Source organism: Streptomyces sp. MMS24-W38 (assembly GCF_059889265.1).
This window is the reverse complement of record NZ_JCBCPP010000001.1, coordinates 3,452,485-3,471,012: the sequence shown is the minus strand read 5'-3', so window position 1 is coordinate 3,471,012 and position 18,528 is coordinate 3,452,485. Positions and strand designations below refer to the sequence as shown.

20 protein-coding genes are annotated in these 18,528 nt (G+C 71.7%); 15 read left to right on the top strand and 5 right to left on the bottom strand.

What is annotated here, in order from left to right; all coding sequences use genetic code 11:
- Position 1: 1 nt before the first annotated feature.
- A complete protein-coding gene (locus AC6F7H_RS14650) occupies positions 2 to 256 on the bottom strand; it encodes a MoaD/ThiS family protein (protein WP_500757427.1) in 255 nt (84 codons plus the stop codon).
- Between the two features lie 41 nt (positions 257 to 297).
- A complete protein-coding gene (locus AC6F7H_RS14645; RefSeq protein WP_500757426.1) occupies positions 298 to 1,179 on the bottom strand; it encodes an alpha/beta hydrolase in 882 nt (293 codons plus the stop codon).
- A 325-nt stretch (positions 1,180 to 1,504) separates the two neighbouring features.
- On the opposite strand from AC6F7H_RS14645, the gene AC6F7H_RS14640 reads away from it, so the two are divergent.
- The 6 genes from AC6F7H_RS14640 to AC6F7H_RS14615 all read left to right on the top strand — a co-directional run bounded on the left by AC6F7H_RS14640 (position 1,505) and on the right by AC6F7H_RS14615 (position 7,204).
- Positions 1,505 to 2,284, top strand: coding sequence for a winged helix-turn-helix transcriptional regulator (locus AC6F7H_RS14640; RefSeq protein WP_500757425.1), 780 nt, complete (start codon positions 1,505 to 1,507; stop codon positions 2,282 to 2,284).
- Between the two features lie 107 nt (positions 2,285 to 2,391).
- A complete protein-coding gene (locus AC6F7H_RS14635; protein ID WP_109379219.1) occupies positions 2,392 to 3,414 on the top strand; it encodes a LacI family DNA-binding transcriptional regulator in 1,023 nt (340 codons plus the stop codon).
- A gap of 153 nt (positions 3,415 to 3,567) precedes the next feature.
- On the top strand, positions 3,568 to 4,599 hold the full coding sequence (locus AC6F7H_RS14630) for a S1C family serine protease (protein ID WP_500757424.1): 1,032 nt from the start codon (positions 3,568 to 3,570) through the stop codon (positions 4,597 to 4,599).
- A 69-nt stretch (positions 4,600 to 4,668) separates the two neighbouring features.
- Positions 4,669 to 4,863, top strand: a complete 195-nt coding sequence (locus AC6F7H_RS14625) for a hypothetical protein (RefSeq protein ID WP_500757423.1) — start codon at positions 4,669 to 4,671, stop codon at positions 4,861 to 4,863.
- A 149-nt stretch (positions 4,864 to 5,012) separates the two neighbouring features.
- Positions 5,013 to 5,753, top strand: a complete 741-nt coding sequence (locus AC6F7H_RS14620; protein WP_500757422.1) for a response regulator transcription factor — start codon at positions 5,013 to 5,015, stop codon at positions 5,751 to 5,753.
- Positions 5,750 to 7,204 carry a sensor histidine kinase gene (locus AC6F7H_RS14615; RefSeq protein WP_500757421.1) on the top strand — a complete coding sequence of 485 codons (1,455 nt, stop codon included), beginning with the start codon at positions 5,750 to 5,752 and terminating at the stop codon, positions 7,202 to 7,204. Before AC6F7H_RS14620 ends, AC6F7H_RS14615 begins: the two co-directional genes overlap by 4 nt.
- 78 nt (positions 7,205 to 7,282) lie before the next feature.
- Here AC6F7H_RS14615 and AC6F7H_RS14610 read toward each other — a convergent pair whose 3' ends face one another.
- Positions 7,283 to 7,681, bottom strand: a complete 399-nt coding sequence (locus AC6F7H_RS14610; protein WP_500757420.1) for a hypothetical protein — start codon at positions 7,679 to 7,681, stop codon at positions 7,283 to 7,285.
- Positions 7,678 to 7,965, bottom strand: a complete 288-nt coding sequence (locus AC6F7H_RS14605; protein WP_500757419.1) for a hypothetical protein — start codon at positions 7,963 to 7,965, stop codon at positions 7,678 to 7,680. The genes AC6F7H_RS14610 and AC6F7H_RS14605 overlap by 4 nt, the downstream gene beginning before the upstream one ends.
- Positions 7,966 to 8,283: 318 nt before the next feature.
- Between AC6F7H_RS14605 and AC6F7H_RS14600 the strand changes: the two genes are divergently transcribed.
- Genes AC6F7H_RS14600 through AC6F7H_RS14585 form a run of 4 tightly spaced genes read left to right on the top strand, consistent with a single transcriptional unit; the run spans position 8,284 to position 9,262 of the window.
- Positions 8,284 to 8,610 (top strand): DUF6247 family protein, encoded by a 327-nt coding sequence (locus AC6F7H_RS14600; protein WP_500757418.1) that lies wholly within the window; start codon positions 8,284 to 8,286, stop codon positions 8,608 to 8,610.
- Positions 8,607 to 8,846 (top strand): hypothetical protein, encoded by a 240-nt coding sequence (locus tag AC6F7H_RS14595; RefSeq protein WP_500757417.1) that lies wholly within the window; start codon positions 8,607 to 8,609, stop codon positions 8,844 to 8,846. The genes AC6F7H_RS14600 and AC6F7H_RS14595 overlap by 4 nt, the downstream gene beginning before the upstream one ends.
- Positions 8,847 to 8,876: 30 nt before the next feature.
- Positions 8,877 to 9,077: a DUF1737 domain-containing protein gene (locus tag AC6F7H_RS14590; protein ID WP_500757416.1), complete on the top strand. Its 201-nt coding sequence runs from the start codon at positions 8,877 to 8,879 to the stop codon at positions 9,075 to 9,077.
- Positions 9,074 to 9,262, top strand: coding sequence for a hypothetical protein (locus AC6F7H_RS14585; RefSeq protein ID WP_500757415.1), 189 nt, complete (start codon positions 9,074 to 9,076; stop codon positions 9,260 to 9,262). The genes AC6F7H_RS14590 and AC6F7H_RS14585 overlap by 4 nt, the downstream gene beginning before the upstream one ends.
- Before the next feature lie 87 nt (positions 9,263 to 9,349).
- On the opposite strand, the gene AC6F7H_RS14580 is transcribed toward AC6F7H_RS14585, so the two are convergent.
- Positions 9,350 to 11,206, bottom strand: coding sequence for a bifunctional metallophosphatase/5'-nucleotidase (locus AC6F7H_RS14580; protein WP_500757414.1), 1,857 nt, complete (start codon positions 11,204 to 11,206; stop codon positions 9,350 to 9,352).
- A gap of 278 nt (positions 11,207 to 11,484) precedes the next feature.
- Between AC6F7H_RS14580 and mshD the strand changes: the two genes are divergently transcribed.
- The 5 genes from mshD (at position 11,485) to pstS (ending at position 18,479) form a co-directional block, all read left to right on the top strand.
- Positions 11,485 to 12,435 carry a mycothiol synthase gene (gene mshD, locus AC6F7H_RS14575; protein ID WP_500757413.1) on the top strand — a complete coding sequence of 317 codons (951 nt, stop codon included), beginning with the start codon at positions 11,485 to 11,487 and terminating at the stop codon, positions 12,433 to 12,435.
- A 618-nt stretch (positions 12,436 to 13,053) separates the two neighbouring features.
- Positions 13,054 to 15,291, top strand: coding sequence for an RNA degradosome polyphosphate kinase (locus AC6F7H_RS14570; protein WP_500757412.1), 2,238 nt, complete (start codon positions 13,054 to 13,056; stop codon positions 15,289 to 15,291).
- The gene (locus AC6F7H_RS14565) at positions 15,272 to 16,513 is read left to right on the top strand and encodes a CHAD domain-containing protein (protein WP_500757411.1); all 1,242 of its coding nucleotides are present in this window, start codon (positions 15,272 to 15,274) and stop codon (positions 16,511 to 16,513) included. The genes AC6F7H_RS14570 and AC6F7H_RS14565 overlap by 20 nt, the downstream gene beginning before the upstream one ends.
- Positions 16,510 to 16,986 (top strand): NUDIX hydrolase, encoded by a 477-nt coding sequence (locus AC6F7H_RS14560; RefSeq protein WP_500757410.1) that lies wholly within the window; start codon positions 16,510 to 16,512, stop codon positions 16,984 to 16,986. The genes AC6F7H_RS14565 and AC6F7H_RS14560 overlap by 4 nt, the downstream gene beginning before the upstream one ends.
- A 365-nt stretch (positions 16,987 to 17,351) precedes the next feature.
- Complete coding sequence (gene pstS, locus AC6F7H_RS14555) at positions 17,352 to 18,479, top strand: phosphate ABC transporter substrate-binding protein PstS (protein ID WP_500757409.1); 1,128 nt, start codon at positions 17,352 to 17,354, stop codon at positions 18,477 to 18,479.
- Positions 18,480 to 18,528: the final 49 nt, after the last annotated feature.

Sequence of the window (18,528 nt, the reverse complement as noted above, 5' to 3'; positions counted from 1 at the left end):
CTCACCCTCCTGCGAACGGCGGGAGCACCTCGACCGTGCCGCCCTCGGCCAGCCGTACCGTCTCATGTTCGCGGGTGCCCACGGGATCACCGTCGACGAGGAAGGAGCACCGCCGCAGGACGCGCGTGAGTTCGCCGGGGTGCCGCTCGCGCGCCGCGTCGAGCGCCTCGGCGAGCGTGGCCGCCTCGAACGTCTCCTCGGCCACCCCGGCCGCGGCCTTGGCGGCGGCCCAGTACCGCACCGTGACCTTTGCCATCTGCTGGTTCCTCAATCGGGTTGACGGTGAACACGGTCAGGCTAGCCCGCCCGGGCCACCACCCAGTCCCCGATCCGGTGCAACAGCCCGTCGGACGCCGCGTTCTCCGCGTGCCCCATGCCCGGCTCCACCCACAGTTCCCCGTGCTCGCCGGCCGCGGCCGCCAGCATGCGCGGATGGTCGAGCGGGAAGTAGCCGTCGCGGTCGCCGTGCACGACCAGCAGCGGCGTCGGCGCGAGGCGCGGCACCGCCTCGACGGGGGACAGCGGAACGGGGTCCCAGTCCCGGCGGTGGATCCGCGTCCGCAGCCCGTACCGACCCACCAGCCGTCCCGAGGGCCGGGTCACCAGCCAGTGCAGCCGCCGCATGGGAGCCGTTCCCCGGTAGAACCACCGGGCGGGCCCGCTGACGGACACCACGGCATCCGGACCGCCCGCACCACCGGCACCACCCGCGTCGAGCGCCGCGTGCCGCAGCACCACCGAGCCGCCCATCGAGAACCCGACCGTCGCCACGCGCGCGTGCCCCAGTTCCCGCGCCCACGACACCGCCGCCGCCAGATCCAGCACCTCGCGGTCCCCCACCGTGGACCGCCCGCCCGAGGCTCCGTGCCCGCGGAAGGAGAACGTCACGACCGCCCCGTGCCGCGCGAGAGCCCGCGCCGCCCTGCGTACGTGCGGCCGGTCCGCGTGCCCCGTGAACCCGTGCGCGATCACGAACACCGGATCACGGGAGGGTGGGCGGAGGCCGTTGTTCCCGGCCGCCGCCGACACGGTGGCCGATTCGTACACGGAATCGATCCGCACTCCGTCCGCGGTCCGCAGAAACGTCCGCAAAGACGTACCACCACGTGTTACGCCGTGCGTCTCGGAATTCGGACGAATGGCGGAACGTGCCACATGACCTGCCGGACCGGTGCTCATGTCGGCTATTCTGCGGGGGAGAGGACTCGGGCAGCGAAGCCCCCGGGTCCTTTTGTGCTTTCGGAAGCGTTGTATACGACGCGGGAAACCGCCGGTGTACGGGCCGTCGAACGCACGAAGCAAGCCGCAGACTCCCCCACTGCCCCGACGGCGTGGGAGGTACCCCCACCGCAGGGACCGAGGAGGAACCAGACGTTATGGGCGAGCGAACCGTGCACGACCGTATGACGACCCGGAAGTGGGCAGCACCCGCGCCGGACCGGGAGCCCGACAGCCGGCTCCGCGAGCTCGGCTCCCGGCGCCGAGATCTCGAGGGAGGGGTGCGATGAGTTCACTGCTCCTGCTGACCAACGCCCTCCAGCCGTCGGCGGAGGTGCTCCCCGCCCTCGGCCTGCTGCTCCACAACGTGCGCGTGGCCCCGGCCCAGGGTCCCGCCCTGGTCGACACCCCCGGCGCCGACGTCATCCTCGTCGACGGCCGGCGCGACCTCCCGCAGGTCCGCAGCCTCTGCCAGCTGCTGCGCTCCACCGGCCCCGGCTGCCCCCTCGTCCTCGTGGTGACCGAGGGCGGCCTCGCCGCCGTCACCGCGGACTGGGGCATCGACGACGTCCTCCTCGACACCGCCGGACCGGCGGAGGTGGAGGCCCGGCTGCGGCTCGCCATGGGCCGGCTGCAGATCGCCGGCGACGACTCCCCCATGGAGATCCGCAGCGGCGACCTGTCCGTCGACGAGGCGACCTACAGCGCCAAGCTGAAGGGGCGCGTCCTCGATCTCACCTTCAAGGAGTTCGAGCTGCTGAAGTACCTCGCCCAGCATCCCGGCCGGGTGTTCACCCGCGCCCAGCTGCTGCAGGAGGTCTGGGGCTACGACTACTTCGGCGGCACCCGCACGGTCGACGTCCACGTACGGAGACTGCGGGCCAAGCTCGGACCCGAGCACGAGTCACTGATCGGCACCGTCCGGAACGTGGGTTACCGATTCGTTACGCCGGAGAAGGGCGAGCGGGCCAAGGAGGGCAAGGGCAAGGCCGCCGACCGGCAAAAGGCGGCGGATACGGACGAGAAGGCCGTCCGGGGAACCACGGAGTCACGGACGCAGGCGTGAGATTTCGCGCGCGTTCGCGGGCACGCGCCGTTTTCCCGCCCTTCTCCGCCGTTCACAGGCTCCTTCTTACTCTGCCGGGACCGGTTATATCCGCGTAGACTCCGCGCGTGGCCAAGGTGACAAGGGATGACGTGGCGCGGCTGGCGGGTACCTCCACCGCCGTCGTCAGCTATGTCATCAACAACGGACCCCGGCCGGTCGCCCCGGCCACGCGCGAACGCGTACTCGCCGCGATCAAGGAGCTGGGGTACCGGCCCGACCGGGTCGCCCAGGCGATGGCGTCGCGGCGCACGGACCTGATAGGCCTGATCGTCCCGGACGCGCGCCAGCCCTTCTTCGGGGAGATGGCGCACGCGGTCGAACAGGCCGCGGCCGAGCGCGGGAAGATGGTGCTCGTCGGGAACTCCGACTACATCGGCGAGCGCGAGGTCCACTACCTGCGGGCGTTCCTGGGAATGCGTGTCTCCGGGCTGATCCTGGTCAGCCACGCGCTCAACGACCTCGCCGCCGCGGAGATAGACGCCTGGGACGCCCGGGTCGTCCTGCTGCACGAACGCCCCGAGGCCATCGACGACGTCGCCGTCGTCACCGACGACCTCGGCGGCGCCCAGCTCGCCGTCCGCCACCTGCTGGAACACGGCTACGAGTACGTGGCCTGCGTCGGCGGCACCGCGGAGACCCCCGCCGTCGGCGACCCGGTCTCCGACCACGTCGAGGGCTGGCGACGGGCGATGAAGGAGGCCGGCATCCCGACCGAGGGCCGCCTCTTCGAGGCCCCGTACAACCGCTACGACGCCTATCGCGTCGGGCTCGACATCCTCTCCGGGCCGAACCGCCCGCCCGCGATCTTCTGCTCCACCGACGACCAGGCGATCGGCGTGCTGCGCGCGGCGCGCGAGCTGCGCATCGACGTGCCCGGCGAGCTCGCGGTCGTCGGGTTCGACGACATCAAGGAGGCGGCGCTCACCGATCCGCCGATGACCACGGTCGCCTCCGACCGTTCGGCGATGGCCCGCGCGGCGGTCGACCTCGTCCTCGACGACGGGCTGCGGGTGGCCGGCTCGCAGCGCGAGCGGTTGAAGGTCTTCCCGTCCGGACTGGTGGTCCGCCGCTCCTGCGGCTGCGCGTAGCGGTCAGGCCGCCGACCGGACCACTGTCCGGGCCGACGACCGGGCTACCGACCGGGCCACCGAGGGCATCTTTATATCGGGCATACGATGTTCTGTCGGACTTCTCAGCGGGCACTCAGGGTGCTCTCATGGTCGGACGGGAGGCTCGTTGACATGACCGAATCCTTTCACCGCAGCGGCGAGCACGAGAACCCGCATGCGAGCGGCCCGCAGCACCCCTCCTCCTCGGTGAACCCCGAGTGGCCGCCCCCGCCGGCGTTCGCGCCGGGGCATCCGGTCGCCGCCGGCCCCGTCGGGCCCCGCCGGAAGCGGAACCGGGGCCCGGCCGCCCTGCTCGCCGCCGTGGCGATCGTGGCGGCGGCCGTGGGCGGCGCCACCGCCTACGGCATCCAGGAGCTGACCGGCAACGGCACCGTCGCCTCGTCGAGCGCGAGCAGCGCCCCTGTGGTGCCGACCGGTCAGAAGGGCACGGTGTCCGGTGTCGCCAAGACGGTCAGCCCGAGCATCGTCGAGATCAACGCCACCTCCAACGCCGGATCGTCCACCGGCTCCGGTGTGATCATCACCAAGGGCGGCGAGATCATCACCAACAACCACGTCGTCGCCGGTGCCTCCTCGGTCAAGGTGCGGACCAGCGACGGCACGACGTACACCGCGGACGTCGTCGGCACGGAGAGCTCGAAGGACCTCGCGCTGATCAAGCTGAACGACGCCTCGGGCCTGAAGCCGGCCGCCCTCGGCGACTCCGACCGCGTACAGGTCGGCGACGAGGTCGTGGCGATCGGCTCCCCCGAGGGCCTGACCGGCACCGTCACCAGCGGCATCGTCTCGGCGCTCAACCGTGACGTGACCGTCTCCACCGACGGGAGCCAGGGGCAGCAACAGCAGGGACAGCAGGGCGGCTGGCCCTTCGGGTTCGGCGGGCAGCAGTTCAACGGCGACACCGGCGGGTCCACGACGACGTACAAGGCGATCCAGACCGACGCGTCCCTGAACCCCGGGAACTCCGGCGGCGCGCTGATCGACATGAACGGCGCCGTCATCGGCATCAACTCCGCGATGTACGCGCCGAGCGGCAGCGGCTCCTCCTCGTCCGACGCCGGCAGCGTGGGCCTGGGCTTCGCCATCCCGGTCAACACGGTCAAGGCGGACCTCCCGGCCCTGCGGTCCGGCGCCATGAACTGACGGCGCCGCGAACCGCCGCCGCACGCGGTACGCACCGATCCGATTCGGTTCCCACCCGAGGAGCCCGACATGATCACACAGGCCAAACAGATCAAGCAGGTCACCCACGAGGTCCCCGGCGCCGACCCGGCCGGTCTCGCCCTCGCGCTGGAGGTCGCGGCCGAGCTGCCCACCCCGGTACGGCGGGCCCCGGAGGTCGCCCCGGCCACGACCCGCCGCAGGACCGCCAACGGGCACGGACACCGCCGCACCGCGCGCGGCTGATCCGCGGCGCACGCGCCCCGGGCACTCGTGCGAGCCTGGGATCCTGGGAGTTCGAGCTCCCAGCTCCGCGTTCCCCTTCCAGTCCAGCAGACCAGCAGCCCGACACGCCGCCGGCCGACACCCCGGCAGACCAGAGGAACCCCGACCCCATGAGCCCCGCAGACGGCGACCGTGACCGCGAACCCCAGCGCATCCTGATCGTCGACGACGAGCCGGCGGTGCGCGAAGCGCTCCAGCGCAGCCTGGCCTTCGAGGGATACGGCACCGAGGTCGCCGTCGACGGCGCGGACGCCCTGGAGAAGGCCGCGGCCCACCGGCCCGACCTGGTCGTCCTCGACATCCAGATGCCCCGGATGGACGGCCTGACCGCCGCCCGCCGCATCCGGGCCACCGGCGACACCACACCCATCCTGATGCTGACCGCCCGGGACACGGTCGGCGACCGGGTGACCGGGCTGGACGCCGGGGCGGACGACTACCTGGTCAAGCCGTTCGAGCTGGACGAGCTGTTCGCCCGTATCCGCGCGCTGCTGCGCCGCAGCTCGTACGCGGCGGCCGTGGCCGGCGCCGCGGAGGAGAACGACGTCCTGGCCTTCGCCGACCTGCGCATGGACCTGGCGACCCGCGAGGTGACGCGGGGCGCGCGACGGGTGGAGCTGACCCGTACGGAGTTCACGCTGCTGGAGATGTTCATGGCGCACCCGCGCCAGGTGCTCACGCGTGAGCAGATCCTGAAGGCGGTCTGGGGCTTCGACTTCGAGCCCTCGTCGAACTCCCTCGACGTGTACGTCATGTACCTGCGCCGCAAGACCGAGGCGGGCGGCGAACCGCGCCTGGTGCACACGGTGCGGGGCGTCGGCTACGCCCTGCGGCAGGACGGCGCGGAGTGACGGCTCTTGCCCGCCGGTTCCGCGCGCTGCCCATCCGGGCGCGGCTGTCGCTGCTGGTGGCGGCGGCGGTGGCGTTCGCGGTGGCGGCGGTGTCGGTGACGTGCTGGTTCATCGTGCAGGGGAAGCTGTACGCGGAACTCGACGGCGACCTGCGGTCGTCGGTCGTCGAGTTGGACAAGAACCAGCTCGACAGAATCGTCGACACCTGTAGCCAGACACCTTCGTGGACGGACGCCATCGGCCCGCAGAGCGGGAGTTACGGCCAGTTGGTGAGAACGGACGGCACCGTTTGCCTGCTGCCTTTCGCCTCGGCCGCGGTCAAGGTCACCGGCGGCGACAAGGACGTGGCGAAGAACCCGGACCCCGACTCCGCACGGTTCCGCAACGGCGTCGACAGCAACGGTGACCAGGTACGCGTGCTGACCACCGCGGTCACCGTCAAGATCCCCATGGGCCGGGGCACGGCCCATGACTACGCCTATGTCGCCGCCGTTCCTCTCGACAGCACCCAGTCGACGCTGGGCGACCTCGCGCTGATCCTGCTCCTCGTCTCCGGCGTCGGAGTGGTCGGTTCGGCCGCCGCCGGCCTCGCGGTCGCCCGCGCCGGTCTGCGCCCCGTCGACAAGCTCACCGAGGCCGTGGAACACGTGGCGCGCACCGAGGACCTGGGCGTCCGCATCCCCGTGGAGGACGACTCCGAGGACGAGGTCGCCCGCCTCTCCCGCTCCTTCAACTCGATGACGTCCGCCCTGGCCAGCTCCCGCGACCTGCAGCAGCAGCTCATCGCGGACGCCGGCCACGAGCTGCGCACCCCGCTCACCTCCCTCCGTACCAACATCGAACTCCTCACCCGCAGCGAGGAGACGGGCCGCCCCCTGCCCGCCGAGGACCGAAAGGCCCTGCTCGCCTCGGTCAAGGCGCAGATGACGGAACTGGCGGCGCTCATCGGCGACCTGCAGGAGCTGTCCCGGCCGGACACCGGCCAGCACGGGGGCCGTGCGCAGATCGTCGCCTGGCAGGACGTCGTGGAGTCGGCGCTGCGCCGCGCCCGGCTGCGCGGCCCGGAGCTGACCATCACGGCGGACCTCCGGCCCTGGTACGTACGCGCGGAGCCCTCCGCGCTGGAGCGGGCCGTGGTCAACGTCCTGGACAACGCGGTGAAGTTCAGCCCGGAGGGCGCCACGATCGACGTACGGCTCACCGACGGCGTCCTCACCGTCCGCGACCACGGCCCCGGCATCGCCGCCGACGAACTCCCCCACGTCTTCGACCGGTTCTGGCGCTCCCCCACCGCCCGCGCCCTCCCCGGCTCGGGCCTCGGCCTGTCCATCGTGGCCCGCACGGTCCAGCAGGCGTGCGGCGAGGTCACCCTGACCCGCGCGGACGGCGGCGGCACGACCGCCACGATCCGCCTCCCCGGCGCCCCCACCCCACCACCCGAGGTGCCGTGACGGGATGCGGGAAACCGTGTGCCCCTATGCGGCCGAGTACGGGATCGAGTGAACCGGGAAGCGGCGACACCCGCCGGCTCAGTGGAAGCCGAGCATCCCGGGGGAGTCGATGTCGACCGTGAGGACGCCGGGCGGGTAGTCGTCCTCCCGGCCGGTCAGGATGATCGACATGCCACCGGTCTCCAGGTGCGGGGTGGCGATGTACAGGGCGTGACAGGTGTCGGGGCCGCCCCAGCCCTCTCGGTGCATACTGCCGACCGTTGCCGCCGCAGTCTGGTGAAGCGCGTCAACCATGACGCCCGGCAGCGCGAGCACGTCACCGGCGATGCCCTTCTCCGTCGATTCGGCGTACATCAGGCACAGCGCCGGGACGTGCAGCCAGTCACCGGGAGTGTGGGCCGCGTTGTCAGCGAGGTGGTGCAGGGCGCGGTGCCCCCGTGCGAGGGCGACGACAGCACTGGTGTCGAGAATGATCACGCGGCGCGGCCCCGCTGCGCATGCATCTTGTCAGCGGCCATCGCGTAGATGTTGGCCAGGACGTCCGGCCCCTGATCGAACTCCTCGTCGGTGAGCGTGCATCCCATCCGCTCGCGCAGCACCGTGCGCGTGGCGGCCACGCGTTCCGCGATCTGCTCCGCGGTGAGCTGCTGCGTCGCCAACCGCTCGACCAGTTGCCCGAGGGTCATGCCCCTTTCCTTCGCGACCTGGGCGAGGTGGTCGCGGGTCTTCCGGGACACCTGGATGGTGGTGTGCTCTGCCATAAATTCACCATAGCCGCGCCGTAGCAACCTGCACAGCCTCACCGCCCGCACCACCCGAAAGGGCCACGTCTTCCCTTCTTCTTGGCGCGTTCACCCCGCCCGCATCGCCACGGAATCGTGCTGTCGTCATCGTATTGACGTCCGTGTCCTTCGGCGGGTGAGTCTGATCGGGGTGGGTCCGGGGCGGGTCGAGGGGGAACGCGTCAGGGCGGGTGGTGGCAGGTGACACACCCGACCACCCCCGTCCGGTATCTCCCGCGTTCTACCGTGGTGCTCCGGCCCCCACGTCGCACCCCGGCCGGAGGAGAGGAGCCGACCATGGCCCACGAGGTGGATCCGAACTCCTGCGAAAGGACACCCGAGGCGATCCGGGCGGCCCTGCAACGGCGCCGGGACTGGTTGCAGGCCTTCGAGCAGGAGTGGCTGAGCGCCGCCGCCGACTTCGACCAGTCGGCGCTCGACGCCGTGATCGACAAGTGGTTCCCCTTCGCCTGCGCCTGCGCCACACCGGGCTACCTCGACGACGTCGAACAGACCGTCAAACGCATGACGGCGGACGACACCGAAGGCCTCGTGTTCCGCGACGCGGAGGGGCACGGCTACGACGCGGCCGGCCGGCCCGTCGAGGCGGGCGGACGCCGGTGAGCGCGTACTCCATCCGGTACGTGGACCGCGCGGCGGCACGGAAGGCCGCGTTACCGGACTCCCAGCGAACCTCGCTCGAGAACCTCGAGAAGCTGCTCACCCTCAACCCGTTCGGTCCGCCGGCGCTCAGCAATCGCGACAACAGCTGGTCCGCGGGCTTCCAGGGCGGCTTCGTCACCTACGTCGTGTCCAACCGCCACGTCGTCATCAACGTCATCGACCTCGTGGCCCTCTGACACCGAGGACGCGTGTGACACGCTGGGATCATGAGAACACCCCCGAACGGCCTGCCTGTTTACCGCGTGCTGACCGGTCCCGACGACGTGGCGTTCTGCCGTCGCGTGAGCGAGGCCCTGACGATGGGTTACCGACTCCACGAAGGGCCGTCGGTCACGTTCGACGGCGACCGGGTGATCGTCGCGCAGGCGGTCGTGTGGCCCGGCGCGGGAGACACCGCCTCGACGTGACGGGCACGCGCCGGGCGTGCGCCCGGCCGGCCCGGCCGGGCGTCGTCCTCACCGAACCACGGCCCGGCAAGGCCGACTGGCTGGGCGTGGTACGGGTCCCCTACGGAACCGATGTCGACGTCCCGAAGGGCCCCGCCACGGGCTTCGTGACCGGAGAGGCGATCACCGGCCCCAAGCGGACCTGACCCAAAACGGGAAGGAGGGGCCCGGCACCCACGGGCCTCGTACGGCCTGCCGGGTGTGCCGGACCCCTCCCGAGGGCCGTCAGCCGACTACTGGACGACCGTGATGCGGTCCGCCGCAGGCGGGGCGAGCGGGGTCGTGGGGGAGGAGTTGGCCGTCAGGTACTGCTCCAGGGCCGTCAGGTCGTCGTCGCCGACCAGGTCGGCCGTGCCCTCGCCGAGGGTCGGGAAGCCGTCGCCGCCGCCCGCGAGGAAGCTGTTCGTGGCGACGCGGTAGGTGGCGGCCGGGTCGATCGCGGAGCCGTTCAGCCTGATGGAGTCCGTGACCACCCGGTCCGCGCCGGTCCTGGTCAGGTCCAGGGTGTAGGTCAGGCCGGCGGAGATCTGGAGGATCTTCGGCGCCGCCTCGTTCGTGCCGCTCACCTGCTCCTTGAGGGCCTGGATCAGCTGCGCGCCGGTGAAGTCCTGGAGGTTGACCGTGTTGGCGAACGGCTGGACGGTGAAGCCCTCGGCGTAGGTGACCACGCCGTCGCCCTCGGCGGCGCTCGCCGCGTAGGTGAGGGGAGCGCGGATGCCGCCGGGGTTCATCAGGGCCAGGTCGGTCTCCGGGTCCAGCGTCCGGCCGTACGCCAGTTGGGCGTCGGCGATCAGGTCGCCGAGCGGGGACTCGATGGTGCCGTCCTTGACGATGTCACCGGAGATGTAGCCGATCGGGCGGTTGCCGATGGGGGCGGCGAGGGTGTTCCACCTGTCGATCAGCCGGGTCATGTCCGGCGCCTTCGGGACGTCCCGCGTCACCACGTGGTTCGCCGACTTCACCGCCGTACGGGCGATGTCACCCGTCGCACGGTCGTACGTCAGCGTCGTGTCCGTGTAGAGGCGGCCGAAGGACGCGGCCGAGGTGACCATGCGGGGCTTGCCCGCCGGGTCCGGGATCGTGCACACGTACGCCGCGTGGGTGTGGCCGGTGACCAGCGCGTCCACCTGGGGCGAGACGTTCTTGGCGATGTCGGCGATCGGGCCGGAGATGCCGTCGCCGGCGCCCGGGGAGTCGCAGTCGTAGTTGTAGGAGGACGAGGCGGGGAAGCCGCCCTCGTGCACCAGGGCCACGATCGACTTCACGCCCTGGCGCTGGAGCTCCTTGGCGTACTTGTCGATCGTCTCGACCTCGTCCTTGAAGGACAGGCCCTTCACGCCCTCAGCCGAGACGATGTCGGGGGTGGCCTCCAGCGTCACGCCGATGAAACCGACCTTGACGCCCTTGTGCTTCCACACCCAGTACGGCTTCAGGACGGGCTTGCCCGTCTTCTCGTTCAGGACGTTGGCCGCCAGGTACGGGAAGTCGGCGCCCTTGAACTTCTTGTCCGTGTAGCAGCCCTCGACGGGGTGGCAGCCGCCGTTCTGCAGGCGGCCCAACTCCTTGGCGCCCTCGTCGAACTCGTGGTTGCCGACGGAGGTGACGTCCAGGTCGAGCTTGTTCAGCGCCTCGATCGTGGGCTCGTCGTGGAAGAGGCCGGAGATGAGGGGGGACGCGCCCACCATGTCGCCGGCGGCCGCGGTGACGGAGTAGCGGTTGCCCTTACGGGCCTCGCGCAGGTGGGTGGCGAGGTACTCCACACCGCCCGCGTCGACGGTCGTCGTCGTACCGTCCGGGTGCAGTTCGGTGACCCGGCCCGAGGAACCCGTCGGGGGCTCCAGGTTGCCGTGCAGGTCGTTGAAGGACAGCAGCTGCACGTCCTGGTAGCGGCCCGGGTGGCCCGGGTGGTGGCCGTGCCCGTGCGACGTGCCGCCCTTGCTCTCACCCGCGCTCGCCGCCTCCGCGGGCAGGGCGGCCGCGGCCAGCGCGCCGACGGTGAGCACACCGGCGGCGGTCACCAGGAGACGGTTCGTACGGCGTCTGCGGCGCGGACGGTACGTCAAAGATGTGGACGTGGGTGTGGCTGGCATGCGCCCCCCTGCGGGTCTGCGGGTCTGCGTGGGTCGGGGTCGGTCGGGTTCTGTCTACGCGGGACCGGGCCGGGCCCGCGTGAGGCGCGCGCCGACCACCCGGCGCAGCCTAGGGTCAACGCGCGTAGCGCGACAGGGGGTTCGTGGTTACATCCCGGTTATCTTTCGCGTCCCGGCACCGGTCGTGCCGTGCCCGGGTCCGGTCGTACCGTGCGGTCGGGGCCGCGTCCGATGCCGCCGTCGTCCGTTTTCGGCGCCCGCCGCTTACCCTCGTACGCATGACCAGCGACGACTTCGCACGGCCGGGCCGCACCCGCTCGCTCCAGACGTACACCGCGCTCTCCCCGAAGCAGGTCGAGGCGGTTCTCGCCCTGCTCGACGAGGCCGCCCGGACCGATGGCCAGCAGGCGGTGTCCGAGCAGGGGCGGTTGCAGCTGCGCGGCGGGGAACGGGCGGGCGTGACCCATCTGTTGCTCTTCCTCACCCGCGAGGGAAGCGAGGGCAAGGACGACGAACTCGTCGGGTACGCCCAACTGGAGGACACCGACCCGGTCGAGCCGCCGGCCGCCGAGCTGGTCGTGCACCCCTCTCACCGGGGGCAGGGGCACGGGCGGACGCTCGGGTCCGCGCTGCTCGCCGCATCCGGCAAGCGGCTGCGGGTGTGGGCGCACGGCGGTCACTCCGCGGCCCGCCATCTCGCCCAGGTCCTCGGGCTCACCCTCTTCCGCGAACTGCGGCAGATGCGGCGACCGTTGGCCGGATTGGAGCTGCCCGACCCGGTGCTGCCGGAGGGCGTGACGGTGCGGGCCTTCGTCCCCGGGCAGGACGACGCCGCCTGGCTCGCGCTGAACGCCGCCGCCTTCGCCCACCACCCCGAGCAGGGCGCCCTCACCCAGCGCGACCTGGACGACCGCAAGGCCGAGTCCTGGTTCGACCCCGAGGGCTTCTTCCTCGCCGAGCGGGACGGCCGGCTCGTCGGCTTCCACTGGACCAAGGCGCACCGGGCGGAGGGGCTCGGTGAGGTGTACGTCCTCGGCGTGAGCCCGCGGGCCCAGGGCGGCGGCCTCGGCAAGTCCCTGACGACGATCGGCCTGCGGTACCTGGCGGGGCAGGGGCTGCCCACCGCGATGTTGTACGTCGACGCCGACAACAAGGCGGCCGTGGCCGTCTACGAACGGCTGGGCTTCCTCACCCACGAGACGGACCTGATGTACCGGACGGAGACCTGACAGACCTGACAGACGAGAGGGACCGGAGGGACCAAAGAGGCCGGAGAGACCGGGCTCGCGACCGGCGTACCGGCTCCGCCCCGCACACCGTCCAGGCCTCCACGGCCGCGCACGGCAGGATCGTCCAGCGGTCATGGTCGGCCGCTGTCGCTGCGGCGGACGGCGGACGCGGCGCCGACGCGACGAGGGCCAGGCGCGGGGCGTGCCGGACGACGCCCCCCCCGGCTCCCGCCCGCCGTCTTCGCCGAGGGTCCGGATCCGGCCCCCGGCGCGAGCCCGCTCGGAGCGGGCGCATACGGTCGGCGGAGAGCCGGGGGGCCGACCCGGGTCGGGCGACACCGTCACCCCGGCGCGGGGCACGTGATCGACGTGGGGACATACCGCCGGGAATGCACGGTTCGCACCCCGGACGCGCTCCCCGCGATCCGCCTCCCGATATCCCACACGTCATGTCTCCGTAACCGCTGATTCAGACAGTCTTGCGACGCTCAGCGAATGAATCCCGCCGCCTCAGAGCCGCCGCCCCGGAGGGGCGACTGGGACGTCCCAGGGGCACCATCCATCCCACCCGCGCTTTCCGACGCGCCCGTGAGGCTGCCGGCGCGGAACAATGGATCCATGAGCCAGCCGAACGCCGACGCAAAGGCACAGGTACAGCACGCGCAGCCCTCCGTGGGCTCCATCGCCGCACACCGGCCGCCCACCGTGGCCGGTACGGTCTCCGACCTGGCACCCGACATCGACGCGGATCTCGACGCCTACGAGGAGTCGCAGACGGGCGGCGAGCCGCTGCCCGAGGGCCGGTTCCTCGACCGTGAGCGCAGCTGGCTCGCGTTCAACGAGCGGGTTCTCGAACTCGCCGAGGACCCCGCCACCCCGCTGCTCGAGCGGGCCAACTTCCTCGCGATCTTCGCCAGCAACCTGGACGAGTACTTCATGGTCCGGGTGGCCGGCCTGAAGCGCCGCATCGCCACCGGCGTCGCCGTCCGCTCGGCCTCCGGCCTCCAGCCGCGCGAGGTGCTGGAGATGATCTGGGGCCGCTCGCGCGAGCTGATGGCGCGGCACGCCGCCTGCTTCCACGAGGACGTCCTCCCCGCGTTGACGGACGCGGGCATCCACCTGGTCCGCTGGAGCGAGCTGACGGAGAAGGAGCAGGCCCGCCTGTTCACCCTCTTCCGGCACCAGATCTTCCCCGTGCTGACCCCCCTCGCGGTCGACCCGGCGCACCCCTTCCCGTACATATCGGGCCTGTCGCTGAACCTGGCCGTGGTCGTGCGCAACCCGGTCACCGGCCACAAGCACTTCGCCCGGGTCAAGGTGCCGCCGCTGCTGTCCCGCTTCCTGGAGAGCTCCCCGGGCCGCTACGTCCCCGTCGAGGACGTCATCGCCGCCCACCTGGAGGAGCTGTTCCCGGGCATGGAGGTGCTGCAGCACCACGCCTTCCGGCTCACCCGCAACGAGGACCTGGAGGTCGAGGAGGACGACGCGGAGAACCTGCTCCAGGCCCTGGAGAAGGAGCTCATGCGGCGCCGCTTCGGGCCGCCGGTGCGCCTCGAGGTCGAGGAGTCCATCGACCGCGACGTCCTGGACCTGCTCGTGCGCGAGCTGAAGATCGGCGAGGCCGAGGTGTACCCGCTGCCGGGACCGCTCGACCTCACCGGTCTCTTCCGGATCCACCGCCTGGACCGGCCCGAGCTGAAGTACCGCGCGTTCGTCGCCGGCACCCACCGCGACCTCGCCGAGGTCGAGTCGGCGTCGGCGCCCGACATCTTCGCCGCGCTCCGCAGCCGGGACGTGCTCCTGCACCACCCGTACGACTCGTTCTCCACGTCCGTGCAGGCCTTCCTGGAGCAGGCCGCCGCCGACCCGGACGTCCTCGCCATCAAGCAGACCCTGTACCGGACCTCCGGCGACTCCCCGATCGTCGACGCGCTGATCGAGGCCGCCGAGGCCGGCAAGCAGGTCCTCGTCCTGGTCGAGATCAAGGCCCGCTTCGACGAGTACGCCAACATCAACTGGGCGCGCAAGCTGGAGGAGGCTGGCTGCCACGTCGTCTACGGCCTGGTCGGTCTGAAGACCCACTGCAAGCTGTCCCTCGTGGTCCGCCAGGAGGGCGAGGCGCTGCGGCGTTACTGCCACGTCGGCACCGGCAACTACCACCCCAAGACGGCCCGGCTCTACGAGGACATCGGCCTGCTCACCGCCGACCCGCAGGTCGGCGCGGACCTCTCCGACCTGTTCAACCGCCTCTCCGGTTACTCCCGCCGCGAGACGTACCGGCGGCTGCTCGTCGCGCCCAAGTCCCTGCGCGACGGTCTGATCTCACGGATCGACAAGGAGGCCCAGCACCACCGGGCCGGCCGCCCCGCCTACGTCCGCATCAAGGTCAACTCGATGGTGGACGAGGCGATCATCGACGCCCTCTACCGGGCGTCGCAGGCAGGGGTGCAGGTGGACGTGTGGGTGCGCGGGATCTGCGCGATCCGGCCGGACGTCGAGGGCCTGTCGGAGAACATCCGGGTCCGTTCCGTTCTCGGCCGCTTCCTCGAGCACTCCCGCGTCTTCTGCTTCGGCAACGGCGGCGAGCCCGAGGTGTGGTTCGGCAGCGCGGACATGATGCACCGCAATCTGGACCGCCGTATCGAGGCCCTGGTCAGGGTCACCGACCCCGCCCACCGGGCGGCGCTGAGCCGGCTGCTGGAGACCGGCATGTCCGACGCCACCTCGTCCTGGCACCTCGGCTCGGACGGAACGTGGACCCGACACGCGGTGGACGCGGACGGCCGGCCCCTGCGGCACGTCCAGGAGATGCTCATTGACGCCCGGAGGCGCCGGCGTGGCACAGCAACACCTTGAACCGACGGATCCCGACCCCCTGCTCAGCCCGGTGACCGGCCCGGTGCCCGCGGGGGCCCTCGCCGGTTATCTGCGGGCCCAGGCCACCGAGTTCCTGCGCGCGCTGCGCCTCCACCGGGAGGCGGGGGCGGGCGTGGCGTCCTCGGAGGGTTCCGTCGAGGCGACGCTCGCGCTGCGCCGCTCGGCCCGCCGGATCAGCGGCAGCCTGCACACCTTCCAGGCGGTCCTGGACCCCGACTGGTCCGAGGCGATGCGCCCGGAACTGGCCTGGGTGTCCGGCACGCTGGCCCTGGAGCACGCCTGCTCGGCACGCCTGGAGCGGCTGCTCCTGGCCCTGCACCGGCTGTCGGGCACGGTGTTCCCGGCCCAGGCGGACGCCGGGAGCGGAACCGGGGCGGCCCGGTCGTCCCCCCCGGCCGCCGTCGCCACCGGGGCGAGCGCGCGTACCGGCGCGCGTACCGGCGCGCGCACGGCGACCGCCTCCGGCCCCACCGGGACGACATCCGCCACCGCGGTGTCCGAACGCGGCAAGCTCACCGTGGGTGCCGCGAAGGCCGGTGCCCTGCTGGACCGGCAGCTCACCCTGGCCCGGACCCGGGCGCACTCCACGGCACTGCAGGCCCTCGGCTCCTCCCGTTTCCACGCGGTCGCCGACAAGGTCGCCGTGCTGGCCAGCGAGGTTCCGCTGACCCCGGCCGCCGGCTCCGCCGACCTGCGCCCGCTGGCCGAGGCCGCGCGGGAGCGGCTCGTCGACGCCGTCGCCGCGCTGCCCCTGGTCATCGCGGGCAGCCCGTACAACGCTGAGGCGCTGATGCACGGGCTGTCGCCGGACCCGGCCCCGCATCCGCAGGACGTCCCCTGGCACCAGGTCCGCCTGCTGCTGCGCCTGCACCGGTACGCCCGCGAGGTCCTGCACGCCGCCGTCCCGGCCCCCACCGGTACCGAAGGCCCCACGGACCGCACCGACGGCACCGCCCCGGCCCCGCCCCCGAACGTCGGCCTCGTCGCCGCGGGCGAAGCCCTGGACCGGCACCGGGACGCCTCCGAGGCGTCGGCGGCCGCGGCGCACGCCGCCCGTACCCCGCGGATCGCACCGGCCACGGCGTACGCGCTCGGCGTGCTCCACGCGGACCAGCGGCACGACGTGGAGGCGGCGCGGTACGCCTTCCAGCACTGCTGGCAGAAGGACGTCGTCGGCTCGTTGCAGGGAGGCGCCCGGTGAGCCCGTCCGACGGCTCCCGCCGACCCGCGGACCCGTCCCCGGACCCGCGCCCGGCCGCCGTCACACTCACCGTCCAGGCGGCCGGCTGTGTCCTGTGGCGCCGCTCCCCGGTTGGGGGGACGCTCGAAGTGTGTCTCGTGCACCGCCCCAAGTACGACGACTGGTCCTGGCCCAAGGGCAAGCTGAAGCGCGGCGAGGACCCGCTCGCCGGGGCGCTGCGCGAGGTCGCGGAGGAGACGGGCCACTGGGCGGTCCCGGTCGTGGAACTCCCGTCGGCGCACTACGTGGCGAACGGCCGGCCGAAGCGGGTCCGGTACTGGGCCGCCGAGGCCGTCTCCGGCACGTTCACCCCCAACGACGAGGTGGACCGCATCCTCTGGCTCCCCCCGCACATGGCCCGCCGCCGGCTCACCGAGCCGAGGGACGCGGACCTGGTGGACGCCCTGCTCGCCACCTTCCACCCGGCCCGGTAGCGTCCGCCCGCCCCTGCGGCAGCCCCTCTGGCACCACCCGCACCACCTCCGGGCAACGCGCGGGCAGCCCTCCGGCAACGCCCGGACGACGACCCGGCCGTGGCCCCCCGCCGTACAGGACTGCCCCGTTCCGGCCCGGTATCCACCCGTGTCCTTGACGTAAGCGTTCCGTGACCTCACCGCACCGTCCTCAGGGGTTCACCTCTCGTTCATTTACGCCCATCGGCGCCGTCACCTCTTCTGCCTAATTTCGGCCTTACGCGATGCGAACCGCCCGCTGATCGGGCACCAGCGTCGCCCAGACTTCTGACTTCAGACTTCGCACGCCGCCGAATTCAGGACGGCGGCACCTGGAAGGAACTCAAGTGAAGCTTCAGCGCAAGAACCGGCGGGCCCTCGCTCTCGGCGCTCTCGCCGTCTCCGGCGCCCTGGCCCTCACGGCGTGCGGGTCGGACGACACCGGCAAGGACAGCGCCGGCAGCGACTCCTCCGCCAGCGCACCGGCCGGCAACGTCGACTGCGCGGACGCCAAGGGCCAGCTCCAGGCCTCCGGCTCCTCCGCTCAGAAGAACGCGATCGACGCCTGGGTCAAGAACTACACGGCCGCGTGCAAGGACGTGCAGATCAACTACCGTCCTGACGGTTCCGGCGCCGGCATCACCGCCTTCCTCCAGGGCCAGACCTCGTTCGCCGGCTCCGACTCGGCGCTCAAGCCGGAGGAGATCGAGGACTCCAAGAAGATCTGCACCGACGGCCAGGCCATCGACCTGCCGATGGTCGGCGGCCCGATCGCGATCGGTTACAACGTCCCGGGTGTCGACGAGCTCGTCCTGGACGCCGCGACCATCTCGGAGATCTTCGACAGCAAGATCACCAACTGGAACGACAAGAAGATCGCGAAGCTCAACCCCGACGCGAAGCTCCCCGACCTGAAGATCCAGGCGTTCCACCGCTCCGACGAGTCCGGCACCACGGACAACTTCACCAAGTACCTGAAGGCCGCCGCGCCGAAGGCCTGGCCCTACGAGCCGGGCAAGTCGTGGGAGGCCAAGGGCGGCCAGTCCGCTCAGGGCTCCTCCGGTGTGGCGCAGCAGGTGAAGCAGACCGAGGGTGCGATCTCGTACTTCGAGCTCTCCTACGCCAAGGACATCAACACCGTCGACGTGAAGACCGAGGCCTCCGAGCCGGTCAAGGCCACCATCGAGAACGCCACGGCCGCCATCGGCGCCGCCAAGGTCGTCGGCACCGGCAAGGACCTCGCGCTGCAGCTGGACTACACCCCCGAGGCCGAGGGTGCCTACCCGCTCGTCCTGGTGACCTACGAGATCGCCTGTGACAAGGGCAACAAGGCGGACACCCTGCCCGCCACGAAGTCCTTCCTGAACTACATGGCCTCCGAGGACGGTCAGGGCCTGCTGGCGGACGCCGGCTACGCCCCGATGCCCGAGGAGATCATCACCAAGGTTCGCGACACCATCTCGAGCCTGAGCTGACCCCGAGTGCGGTCCGGCTCCCGACCAGGGGCCGGACCGCACCGTCCGG